At 71.9% G+C, this 11854-nt stretch carries 9 protein-coding genes and 1 pseudogene; 2 read left to right on the top strand and 8 right to left on the bottom strand.

What is annotated here, in order from left to right:
• The 3 genes and pseudogenes from ABD292_RS48755 to ABD292_RS48745 all read right to left on the bottom strand — a co-directional run.
• The coding region (locus ABD292_RS48755; protein WP_344220310.1) for an SDR family NAD(P)-dependent oxidoreductase at positions 1 to 208 on the bottom strand (208 nt) is incomplete at its 3' end.
• A 130-nt stretch (positions 209 to 338) separates the two neighbouring features.
• Positions 339 to 503: pseudogene (locus ABD292_RS48750) on the bottom strand (VOC family protein); the annotation flags it as partial.
• 608 nt (positions 504 to 1111) lie between these two features.
• Positions 1112 to 1285, bottom strand: a complete 174-nt coding sequence (locus ABD292_RS48745) for a hypothetical protein (protein WP_344220326.1) — start codon at positions 1283 to 1285, stop codon at positions 1112 to 1114.
• Positions 1286 to 1338: 53 nt separating this feature from the next.
• Here ABD292_RS48745 and ABD292_RS48740 point away from each other — a divergent pair, with 53 nt between their 5' ends.
• Positions 1339 to 2340, top strand: a complete 1002-nt coding sequence (locus ABD292_RS48740) for a LacI family DNA-binding transcriptional regulator (RefSeq protein ID WP_344220324.1) — start codon at positions 1339 to 1341, stop codon at positions 2338 to 2340.
• A gap of 144 nt (positions 2341 to 2484) precedes the next feature.
• Complete coding sequence (locus ABD292_RS48735) at positions 2485 to 3300, top strand: alpha/beta hydrolase (RefSeq protein WP_344220322.1); 816 nt, start codon at positions 2485 to 2487, stop codon at positions 3298 to 3300.
• 93 nt (positions 3301 to 3393) lie between these two features.
• Here ABD292_RS48735 and ABD292_RS48730 read toward each other — a convergent pair whose 3' ends face one another.
• From ABD292_RS48730 to ABD292_RS48710, 5 genes are all read right to left on the bottom strand, one after another.
• On the bottom strand, positions 3394 to 4164 hold the full coding sequence (locus ABD292_RS48730; protein WP_344220320.1) for an SDR family NAD(P)-dependent oxidoreductase: 771 nt from the start codon (positions 4162 to 4164) through the stop codon (positions 3394 to 3396).
• 18 nt (positions 4165 to 4182) lie between these two features.
• Complete coding sequence (locus tag ABD292_RS48725; RefSeq protein WP_344220318.1) at positions 4183 to 6558, bottom strand: glycoside hydrolase family 3 protein; 2376 nt, start codon at positions 6556 to 6558, stop codon at positions 4183 to 4185.
• Between the two features lie 4 nt (positions 6559 to 6562).
• Positions 6563 to 9298, bottom strand: a complete 2736-nt coding sequence (locus ABD292_RS48720; RefSeq protein WP_344220316.1) for a family 78 glycoside hydrolase catalytic domain — start codon at positions 9296 to 9298, stop codon at positions 6563 to 6565.
• 38 nt (positions 9299 to 9336) lie between these two features.
• Positions 9337 to 10611 carry an MFS transporter gene (locus ABD292_RS48715; protein WP_344220314.1) on the bottom strand — a complete coding sequence of 425 codons (1275 nt, stop codon included), beginning with the start codon at positions 10609 to 10611 and terminating at the stop codon, positions 9337 to 9339.
• 132 nt (positions 10612 to 10743) lie between these two features.
• On the bottom strand, positions 10744 to 11667 hold the full coding sequence (locus ABD292_RS48710) for a helix-turn-helix domain-containing protein (RefSeq protein WP_344220312.1): 924 nt from the start codon (positions 11665 to 11667) through the stop codon (positions 10744 to 10746).
• Positions 11668 to 11854: the final 187 nt, after the last annotated feature.

Genomic DNA, 11854 nt, shown 5'->3' with positions numbered 1-11854 from the left:
ACACGGCGGCGCGGTCGGTCACGTCCAGGGGGAGGACGAGCAGGCGGTCGGCGTACTGGCTGGGGAAGTCCTCCAGGGTGACGGTGCGGGCGGCGGCGGCCACCCGGTCGCCGCGCTCCAGCGCGGCCAGGGCGAACGCGCGGCCGAGGCCGCGACCGGCGCCGGTGATGAACCAGGTGCGAGGGGCGGTGGTTTCCGGGGTGCGCATACGCGATCTCCGATCGGTCGGCGGTTCACAACACGAGACGGTTCGTCTCCCGTTGATGTCGTGAACCTATCGGCTCTCCTTCATCAAGTCAAGACGGACCGTCTCGTCTTGCCTACCGGGAGTCCGTGTGTCAGGCCCGGCGGAGGACGCAGAACTCGTTGCCCTCCGGGTCGGCCAGCACCCGCCACGGGACGTCCCCCTGGCCGACGTCGGTGAGCGTCGCGCCGAGCGCCTTCAGCCGTTCCACCTCCACCGCCTGATCCTCACCGGGGCACGCCAGCACGTCGAAATGGGACCTGCCGGCGCTGCTCGCCCTGGCCGCCGTGACCTACCTGGCATGGGCGGCGGCCATCTTCCTGCGCCAAGGGCCTGCCCTCCACGAGCGCCAGAGGAACCAGCTCTGCCGTGCTGCCCGCCGCTGTCGCCGGAGCGGCCGCCAGGCGCACGCCAGCGGGAGCGGGAGGGGCCGGCGATCTCACGGAGAAATCAGAGGTACGCGCGATCGATGCCGAGGCTCACGCCGCGGCATGCCACCAGGCGGTGGCGCCGTGGTGCTGCATCACCAGGACCGGCAGATCCGGCCGGGTAACTCCGAGCACGCCCCCCTGGCCGAGCCCTGGCCGCAGGGCTGCTCGCCGTCTCCTCGCGCTGGTCACATGCACCTGGAAGGAGAGAGCCTGACGAAGTGGCCAACCTGGGTCCGGCGGCTCGGGCCACGGTCCGTGCGGCGATGGACGAGCCGGCCGCGGCGATCGGGACACGCGACGGTGACGCGGGTGTGGCCGCCATCGGTCGAATCCAGGCCCGTGGGGGCAGAGGTAGGCAACGCCGCCCTCCGCCACCTGCCGATCGAAGGGCTCAAGCGCATGGGGAGGAGCGGTTGACATACCGTTTCCAGGCTTCTCAGATCCATGAGGAACGAGCGTCGCCGGGCGGGGCGAAGACGTAGGTGATGTGGTCGCCGCCGCCCCACTTCGCCGATCCCGCGGCCAGTGCGGCCCTGACTCCGTTGGCCGTCGTTGAACGGCGCAGCGCGGTTCCGGCCGCTGCCGTCGGCCAGAGCTCCGCAACTGTCACGTGTTACCGGGTGAGCGTACGGACGTTAGCATCGTCAGGGCGGGCAGACGGGGATGAGGGACAGGGTGGCGGACCAGAAGAAGACCAAGCGCATCACCAGCGTGGATGTGGCGCGGGAGGCGGGGCTGTCGCGTGCCACGGTCAGCTTCGTCCTGAACGACACGCCGGGTCAAACCATCCCCGAGGCCACCCGGCAGCGGGTGCTGGAGGCGGCGGCCCGCCTGGGTTACACGCCCTACGCGCCCGCCCGCGCTCTGCGGAGCGGCCGTAGCGACGTGGTGCTGTTCGTCCTGCCCGACTGGCCGCAGGGGCCCACCATGGCGGAGTTCGTCGATCGGGCCGCCCAAGTGCTGGCCGACGCCGGACTGACTCTCATCACCCACGTCCACACCGGCCAGGACGACGATCTCGCGCGGCTGTGGACCGCGCTCGCCCCAGCGGCCGTGTTCGGCATGCGGCCGTTCACCCCCGAGGAGACGGCCGGCATGAAGCGCGCGAACATCGCGGCCGTGCTGCCGCCCCCGGAACAGAGCGGCAGCGACGTCGGCGCGACACTGTGGCTCAACGGCGTGGGCCGGCTGCAAGCTCAGTACCTGATAGGCAAGGGGCATACCCGACTCGCCTACGTCCTGCCCGACGACCCCCGGCTGAGAGCACTGGGTCGGGGGCGTTCGGAGGGGGCGGCCCAGGTGTGCGCGGAGGCCGGGCTGCCGGAACCGATCATTTCGATCATCCCGCTGGACGCCGCCGCGGCGGCCGAGACGGTGGCGGGCTGGCGCCGGCCGCCGACCGCCGTGTGCGCCTACAACGACGAGGTGGCCCTGGCGTTGCTGGCCGGCATGCGGAAGCTGGGCACGAGCCTGCCCGTGATCGGCGCCGACGACATCCCCGCGGCCCGCTTCGCGGTCCCCCCGCTCACCACGGTCGCTCAGGACAGCGGCGAACTCGGCGCGCGCATCGCCGCTGCCCTGCTCAAGACCCTGAACGGCGAGCCTTCCGAGCTCGACGTGCTGCCGGAGGCGATCATCCGGGTGGTCGAGCGCGAGTCCGCCTGAAGTCCTCCGGCGGGCGACCCGCTCGTGGCGGCTAACGAAGACCCTCGCGGAGCGACAGTACTATCACGTGTAAGTGCACCTGCACGGCCCACGCCGGCAGACCCGACACCGACCGGAGGCTGAGGACCCGTGTCCCCACATGACGTGACCGTGACGGGCGATCATCCGCCTGTCCCCGTACGGGTGTATCCGGCGACTGAGGGCCGCGGCGGCCCCGGTCTCGTCTGGATGCACGGCGGCGCCTTCATCGGCGGCTCGCTGGACATGCCCGAAAGCGATGCGGTCTGCCGCGCGCTTGCCGCGAACGGGATCACCTGCGTGAGCGTCGGCTACCGCCTGACTCCCGGCTTCGGTGACCGTCGTGCCCAGCGCGCTCCCGACGCTGTCCGGTTTCCGCTCCCTCTCGACGACTGCGAACGCGCCTGGGCCTGGGCGCGGCACCATCTCGACGGCCTGGGCGTCGACCCACGCCGTCTGCACGTCGGCGGCGCCAGCGCGGGCGGAGCTCTGGCGGCGAGTCTCGCCCTGCGGCTATATGACAACTGCGCCCCGCCACCGGCGGGCGTCGTCCTGGCCTACCCGCTCCTGCACGCGGCCCTCCCACCACTGGGCCCGGAACTGCGCCGCAGTCGGCGCGGCCTGCGGCGGCTGGGGACCTTCTCCCCCACCGCGGTGTCGTGGATGGCGCGCAACTACGTCGGACGCGCGAACCCGGATCGGCTGCCGGAGGCGTTCCCCGGCGGCCGTGATCTCACGGGCTGCCCGCCGACGATGATCGTGAACTCCGAGCGGGACAGCCTGCGCGCGTCCGGCGAGGCCTTCGCGGGCGAACTGCTCGCCCACGGGCGGCCCGTGGAGGTGACCACAGAGCCGGGCACCTCCCACGGTCATCTGAACCGGCCACGGCGACCGCCCTTCGGCCGCACCATCAGCGCCTTCAGCACGTGGCTGTCCCGATAGAGGTGCTGGCCGAGCCGGACGCCGAGCGGGTCCGGCTGACCATGATCGACGGTCGCGTGGTCCATCAGGCACCCTGACGGCGAGCGTTTCAGGTCACATGTGAGCGCCGCCGTCGACGCGGATCTCGGTGCCGGTGATGAACGCGCCGTCGTCGGAGACGAGCATGGCGACGACACCGGCGACGTTCTCGGGGCCGGGCAGGCCGTCGCTGATCGCGGACGTCAGCTTGCCGAAGAGGCTCCAGTCGGTGTCGGCGGGCACGAGGGAGCCGATGTTGTTGGTGATGCCGCTGCTGATGCCGCCGGGCACGACGTTGACCGCGCGCAGCCCCTGCTTGGAGTACTCCAGGGCGAGGCTGTGGGTGAAGGAGGCGATGCCGCCCTTGCTGGCCGAGTAGGCGGCCATGAACGGGTGGGCGTAGAAGGCGGCGGTGGAGCTGAAGTTCACCACGACGCCCCGGCCGGACTCCAGCAGGGCCGGCAGCGCGGCCCTGGTCATGAGGAAGGTTCCGGTCAGGTTGACGGTGATGATGCGGTTCCACAGCTCCAAGGAGCAGTCATGGGTGTGCGCGCCGCACAGGATGGCGGCGGTGTTGACCAGGGCGTCCAGACCACCGAGGCCGCTCACCGCCGAGGAGACCACCTCATCGACCGAACCGGCGTCGGCGATGTCGACAGGGGTGACGGTGAGCCGGTCGGCGGTGCCCTGCTCGGCCGCCAGGGCGAGCGTCTCCTTCAGGCCGTCCTCGGCGATGTCCGCGGCCACCACGCGGGCGCCTTCGGTCAGCAGCCGCAGCGCGGTGGCCCGGCCGATGCCGGAGGCCGCGCCGGTGATGAGGATGCGCCGGTCGGTGAGTCGCTGCATGAGAAGGTTCACTCCGTTTCAGTTGATGGTGCAGGTCAGGGGGAGGTCGGAGGCGGAGCGGCCGACGCGCAGCCGGTGCGGGCCGCCGCTGTGCGGCCGGCGGGACAGCGCCTGCGGAGCAATGCCGATCCGCACCGTGACCGTCTGACCCGGTGCGGCCTCGACAGCGGCGAAGCCGGCCAGGCGCAGAGCTTCGTCCTGCTCCAGATACGCCTGCACGACCTCCCGGCCCGGGCGGTCGCCGGCGTTGCGGAGCGTCACCTCCACGGCGTCGTCATCCGCCACAGCGGCGTGCAGGTACTCCCAGGTGGTGTAGGACAGGCCGTGACCGAACGGGAACAGCACGCCCTCGGGCCGGTAGGCGCGGTAGCCGATGCGGTCGCCCTCGGCATAGTCGAGCACGCCTTCGACGGGTCGCGTGGACAGGATCGGGACGTCGGCCTCGGTGGCGGGAAAGGTGGTCGGCAGCCGGCCGCCGGGTTCGGCGCCGGTCAGGATGTCGGCGATGGCGTCGCCGCCCTCCTGGCCGGGGAACCAGGACCACAGCAGCGCCGCCGGTTCGTACGCCCAGGGCATCAGCCACGGCGCTCCGGCGTTCACCACGACCACGGTGCGGGGATTGGCCGCGCAGACCTGGCGTACCAGCTCGTCCTGCCGTCCGGGCAGTGTCAGGCCGGTCCGGTCGAGACTTTCCGTCTCGGTGTCGGCATCGCTGCCGACCACCACGATCGCCACGTCGGCGGCGCGTGCCGCCGAGAGGGCGGCCTGCAGCTCCTCCTCGTCGGTGCCGCGCGGCGCCTCATAGCCCAGCCCGGTCAGAGTGACCGGATAGGGCAGGTTGCGTTGCGGGCTGATCAGCAGTTCGACGTCGATCGGACCGGCGTCGGCGGTGAAGGTGAAGGTGTGCGAGGGCGGGTTCAGCAGCAGGGCGGCGATGTCGTCACCGCCCTGGAGCTGTTCGCGGGACTGCTCGGCGTTGCCGGGGACGCGCAGGGTGTGGCGGCCGGTGCCCAGGACCGACAGCCGGTGCACGCCGGCGGCGGGCAGGCTGAGGCGGGCGCGCACGGCCAGCTCATCGACCTCGTCGGCGAGGATGATCGGGAACCACCAGGGAGCGGGGTCGCGATGCTCGGCCGTCAGCACGGTGCCGTCGGCCGAGCGGTGCTCCAGCCGTACGCCCTGCTCGCCGGTCTCGGGGTCGACGGCCAGGCCGGGGGGCAGCGGCTCCAGCTTGGCGTGGGGGAAGACGCCGCCGTGGACGGTGATCTCGGTGTCCTCGCCGAGCACTCTGCGCAGTCCTTCGAGCGGCGCGACCACGTGCTCGGGGGTGACGTGGGCGCTGCCGCCGCCCTGGGCGGTGAAACGCACCGCGTTCGGGCCGATGAGCGCGACCTTGCGCAGGCCCGGCCGCAGGGGCAGCAGGCCGTCGTTGCGCAGCAGTACCGAGCCGCGGATCGCCAGCTCGCGCAGGCGGTCGCGGACGTCGCCGGGAACGGGCGGGGCAGGGGGTGCGGGGACGCCTTCGAGAGCGCCGGTGCGCGCGGCCAGCCGCAGGACGCGCAGCACCTTGTCGTCCACCACCTCGGCGGGGACGCGCCCGTCCTCGACCGCCGCCACCAGCGCGTCACCCCACGGCCCGTCCGGGCCCGGCATGACGACGTCCAGCCCGGCCAGGGCGGTGGCCTCGCACGATCGGGCGGCGGTCCAGTCGGAGACCACGACGCCGTCGAAGCCCCATTCCTCCTTGAGCACGCCGGTCAGCAGGTCGCGGTGCTCGGTCATGGTCTCGCCGTTGACCCGGTTGTAGGCGGCCATCACCGCCCACACGCCGGCCTCGCGCACCGCCGCCTCGAACGGCGCCAGGTACACCTCGCGCAACGTGCGCTCGTCGATGCGGGCGTCGTAGGTCATCCGGTCGGTCTCGGAGTCGTTGCCCACGAAGTGCTTGACGGTCGCCGCGACCCCCGCCGACTGCACGCCCTGGATGAACCCGACGGCGACGCGGGCGGTGAGCAGCGGGTCCTCGGAGCAGCACTCGAAGTGGCGACCGCCGAGAGGCGAGCGGTGCAGGTTGACCGTGGGGGCGAGCAGGACGTGGATGCCCATCTCGCGTGCCCGGGCGCCCATCAGCCGCCCGGCCTCGCGCGCCGTCTCCTCGTCCCAGGCCGCGGCCAGAGAGGTCGGGCTGGGGAACAGCAACGAGGGCGGGGTGTCCCCTCCGAAGGAGGTGCCGCGCGGCCCGACGGGTCCGTCCGACAGGGCCAGCGCGGCCAGCCCGGCCGACGTCACCGGGTTCATCGTCCAGGCGTCGGCCCCGGTGAGGAGGGCGACCTTCTCCTTCAGTGTCATCGCGGCGAGGCGGCGCAGCAGGTCCGGCTCATCGATCAACGGCACGGCGTCAGTCCTTCTGGAGGCCGGCGAAACCGGCCTCGATCTCGGTGGGGAGGTGCTCGGCGTTCGGGATCATGGCGATGGCGTCGCGCACGGTCATGTTCTGGGCGACGGCGTCGAGGCCGGTCTCCACGTACCCGGCGAGCTCCGGCAGGTGCCGGACGATGGCATCGGTGACGACGCGCAACGCGCCGGGTCGGTCGGCCACCTCGGCGAGAGTGCTGTCAAGGGTGAGCGGCGCGGACGCGGCCTGGTCCCCGGCGTAGGGGGAGGTCCAGCGGTGGGTGCCGGAGCCGACCGTGTGCCGGTCACCGCCGGGCAGCGTGACGTGCGCCGTGGTGTTCGGCGGGACCACGGCCTCGACGGCGAGCGTGCCGTCGTCGAGGCGCCACGAGGCGGCGGCCAGGCCGTAGGGGGTGCGCAGCCGGGCGGCGGCACGGGTGAGGCCGCCGCCGGGCCGGGGACGTACGGAGATCTCCCGGTAGCCCGGCGCGGCCGGGCTCAGCCCCGCGACCGTGCGGTGCAGCCAGTCGGCGACGGCTCCGAAGGCGTAGTGGTTGAAGGAGGTCATGCCGCTGGGGTTGACGGTGCCGTCGGGCAGCAGGCTGTCCCAGCGCTCCCAGATCGTGGTGGCGCCCTGGGTGACCGGATACAACCAGGACGGGCACTCGCGCTGCAGCAGCAGCCGGTACGCGGCCTCCGTCTCCCCCGCCTCGGCGAGGGCGTCGCAGATGAGCGGGGTGCCGACGAAACCGGTGGCGATCTTGTAGCCGCCCGCGCGGACCAGCTCCACCAGGCGGGAGGCGGCTCGGGCGCGTTGCCCGGGCTCGGGGAGCAGGGCGAACTCCAGGGCCAGGGCGTAGGCGGTGGGCGAGTCGCTCAGCAGCCGCCCCGAGGCCGTGACGTACTCGGCGGCGAAGGCGCGGCGCACCTGGTCGGCGAGCTCCCGATGGGGAGCGGCGTCCTGCCCGATGACCTCGGCCACCCGGGCGAGCAGGTCGGCCGAGCGGGCGAAGTAGGCGGTGGCCACGATCTCGGGGTAGGTGCGGGCCTGCTCGGGTCGGTTGGCGGGCGCGGCAGGGTCGAGCCAGTCGCCGAACTGGAAGCCGCTGTCCCAGATCCTGCCCGGCCCGGCCAGAGCGGCGACGTGCTCGACCCAGGCGCGCATGCTCGCGAACTGCCGTTCCAGGATGCCGCTGTCGCCGTAACGGCAGTACAGCACCCACGGGACGATCACAGCGGCGTCGCCCCAGGCCGCGGCCGCGTTGGAGGCGCTGGTGACGTTCGGCACGATGTGCGGCACCAGGCCGTCCTCGCCCTGCTCGACGGCCAGGTCGGCGAGCCAGGAGGACAGGAGGCCGGCGCTGTCGAACAGGAAGGAGGCCGTGGGAGCGAAGACCTGGAGGTCGCCCGTCCAGCCCAGGCGTTCGTCACGCTGGGGGCAGTCGGTGGGCACGTCGAGGAAGTTGCCGCGCATGCCCCAGACGACGTTCTCGTGCAGCCGGTTGACGAGCGGGTCCGAGCAGTCGAACCAGCCGGTGCGCTCCAGGTCGGAATGGCACACGACGGCGACCACGTCGTCCACCGGTCCTGATGTTTCGGCATAGCGGAAGCCGTGGAAGGTGAAGCGCGGCTCCCACGTCTCCCCCTGCGCGTCGCCGCGCAGGATGTAGGTGTCGGTGGCCTTGGCGGTGCGCAGCGGCGTGACGCACAGCTCGCCGTCCTGCAGGACCTCGGCGTGCCGCAGCGTCACCTGGTCGCCCGCGGAACCGGTGGCGGTGATCCTGAGGCGGCCGACCAGGTTCTGGCCGAAGTCGTAGACGGTGGCGCCGCTCGGGGTGAGGCGCCTCTCGACCGGGACAAGGGTCTCGGTGCGGCGCACCGGCGGCCCTTCCGGCGCCACCAGCGTGCCCAGGTCACGGTCCACGATCTCGACCGGCGACCAGCCGGAGTCGTCGTAACCGGGCGACGACCACCCCCGGCGTTCCAGCCGGGCGTCGTAGGTCTCTCCGTCGTAGAGGTCGGAGGAGAGCAACGGCCCGGACGCGGCCCGCCATGACCCGTCGGTCACGAACCGCTCCATCGTGCCGTCGTCGTGGACGATCTCCAGCTGGGCCAGCCAGGCGAGCCGGTCGCCGTACAGGGCCCGCTTGCCCTCGAAGCCCAGCCGTCCCCGGTACCAGCCGTCGCCCAGCGTCGCGCCCAGGCAGTTGGTCCCCTCGCGCAGCAGGTCCGTCACGTCGAAGGTCTGGTAGCGCAGGCGGTGCCGATAGGCGGTCCAGCCGGGCGCCAGCACGTGGTCGCCGACGACCTCGCCGTTCAGCTCCGCCTCGTACACGCCCAGCGCGGTGGTGTAGAGCCGGGCGGCGCGCACGCCCCGGCGGACCTCGAACTCGCCGCGCAGCAGCGAGCCCTCCCCCGGGCTGACGAACGCGGCCGACCAGTCCTCCCGCTCCAGCAGGCCCGCCTCCACGTGCGCGGGCTCGCTCCACGCCGACCATCCGCCGGGGCCTTCGACGCGCACCCGCACCGCCACTCGCTCGCGCGCCGCCAGCGGCGCGAACGGCCAGGGCACCAGCACGGATTCGGCGGACCCGACCCGGACCCGCTCGCCCCTGGCCTCGACCTCGTAGGCGCTCTGTCGCCAGTCCGGCGTGCCGGTCTCGACGGACCACGACAGGCGCGGCGTGCGCGTGCCGACGCCCAGCGGTTCACGCAGGTGCTCGAATCGGATGGTGATCACGCGGACGGACTCTCCTTGCTTACACGTGTTAGCTGTTGTCAACGTACACCCTTGACGAGCCGGACCGTCAACCCGCCGAGGACCGCGACCCCGGCGGCCACCAGGAACAGCAGCGGATAGTTGCCTCCCCCGCCGACGCCCAGGATCACCGGGGCGACGATCGGCGCGACGGACTGCGGCAGGGCGCTGGCGATCCCCGCCAGGCTCATGTACTTGGCCGCCGCCCCCTCGCGGTCGGGCAGCACGTCATTGACCAGGGCCAGGTCCACCGCCCCGAAGACGCCCGCGCCGAACAGAATGAACTGCGAGCCGACCAGCACCGAGGTGAACGAGGCCGCGGACGCGACGATCACGAAGCCGACCACGAAGCAGGCGGCGGCCAGGTAGATGAACAGTTTGCGCCGCCGCAGCCGGTCCGACAGATAGCCGCTCACCACCGCGCCCACGGACGTCATCACCAACCCGACGCCGCCCGTGATCGCCAGCAGGCCCGTGACCTCCTCGAGCCGGTAACCGAGATGATCGGTCAGGAAGTACAGCTGGTAGGTGGACAGGAACATGAGGCTGAACTGGATGAGGAAACGCCCCAGCCAGGTCCAGCCGAAGTCGGGATGGCGGCGGGGATCGAAGGTGAGGTCGCGCGCCAGGCCCGCAAGATCGAGCACCTTCCGCTGCTCGCGGGGCAGGGGCCGGTCGGACATCCTCACCACCAGCAGCAGCACGGCGGCGCAGGCCACAAGGGCCGGCACGAGGAACAGCAGCAGCGGCGAGCCGGCGAGCGCGCCCGACACCTGGAATCCGGCCACTCCCGCGATCTGGGCGGTGAACCCGAGCAGGCCGCCGACCTTGCCGCGCTGCTCCTCGGGGACCTGGTCCGGCATGACCGCCAGCAGCGGGGTCATGATGAACGTGATGCCGACCTGCGCGACGACGTAACCCAGCAGCACGCCCGGGACCGTCTCGATCACGGCGGCGAGCACGGCTCCGGCGGCCAGCACCGGCATGCCCGCCAGCATCCACGGTCTGCGCCGGCCGAGGCGGGAGGTGGTGTTGTCGCTCAGGAGGCCCACGACCGGGGCGGCGATGATGTTGAGCAGCGTGCCGATCCCGATGACCAGGCCAAGCGCCGCTTCCTTGCCCTCGGGGTCGATCTGCTGCAACCGGATGGCCAGCGAGGCCAGCAACGGCGTCATGACTGCCACGTAGAGCCCCAGGTAGGCCAGCACGTAGACGGTGATGAAACCGCCGCTCGCCCTGGCCGGCTGCGCGGCTGTCGCGGCTGCCACCGGAGGCGGGGATGCGGGCTCGGACATCACACTCTCCATTTGATCGTTTTAAGGGGTCCTGCGCCAAAGGCCGCAACTAACACGTGCCAGTAGGTGCGAGGAACGTAACATCACCGCCACGTGGCGGCAAGAGCAGCAGGGGTCACGCGGCTCCCGGTCTCAGGGCTCCGCGTGCAGCCAGGTCCTGAGAAAGGCCGAGTCGTCGCTGAAGCGGCTGCGGTAAGCCCGCGCGCTCAGCCCGAAGTGAGCCTTGAAACGACGCGCGAAATAGTTGGGATCCGGCCAGCCCACCGACGCGCCGATCTGCGAGATCGGCCGGTCGTCCTGCAGCAGCAGCGCGGCGGCGGCCTCGGCTCGCTGCTGGGCGAGGTAGGCCATGGGCGGCAGCCCCACGGCCGACTTGAACAGCCGCACGAGCGAGCCGGGCACCATGGGGAGCTCCTCGGCCAGCTCGCGCAGCGTCCAGGGATGAGCCAGGCTGCCCTCCAGCAGGCGCATGGCCTTGGCCACCGCCGGGTGCGGCGGCGCCGGCGGGCTCAGCCTGCTGTTCCTCTCCTTGGCGACGACCCTGGCCAGAGCGCTGAGGAACAACGTCAGGTGCCCGATGACATCGCCGCGGTGCAGCGGACCGGCCGCCGAGCCCAGCCCGTCGAGCGCCCGCAACGGCGTCACGCACTCCTGAAGAGCCGCCTCGTCGAGCCGCGCCATCAGCATGCCGCGGCGGCCGAGCGAGTAGGGGGCCGTCCAGAGCAGGTGTCCGAGCAGCGGGTCCTCCCTGGCCCAGGCGAGTTCACGCCGGAGCAGGCCGGGCCGGAAGCAGCAGTTGTACAGCACCAGGTCCGCGCAGCGCTCGTACTCGTGCCAGACGCCGGGCCGCAACAGGACGACATCACCCCGGGCGAGCGCGTGCCGGCCGGCGAGCGAGTGGTGCGTGCCGGTGCCCGCGACGACGACCGCCACCTCCATGAAGCTGTGGGTGTGGGCCGGATAGGACTTCTCGTGGACATGTCTGCCCGCATAGGCGAGCGACCCGTCGGTGAAGTAGACGAGCCCGCTGGCGTCCTCAACGGGAGGTGCGTGCATGCAGGCACGATAGCTCTCGCGGGGACGAGTCGTTAATTTCGTGCTACTTCCGGTTAACGCTGGCCTACCGGCCCGGTGAGCCGCGAGCGCATCATCCTCACTACGCGACGCGCGCATCCCCTTCCTCCTTCCGGTGCCCCGTCGCGTCGCACATTCTCTATTAAAACGTTTTATCGAGAGGGACGAT

Origin of the sequence: Nonomuraea bangladeshensis (assembly GCF_039529455.1) — a bacterium.
Lineage (GTDB): Bacteria > Actinomycetota > Actinomycetes > Streptosporangiales > Streptosporangiaceae > Nonomuraea > Nonomuraea bangladeshensis.
Note: the sequence above shows the minus strand (reverse complement) of the source record. Positions and strands in the feature narration are given on the sequence as shown.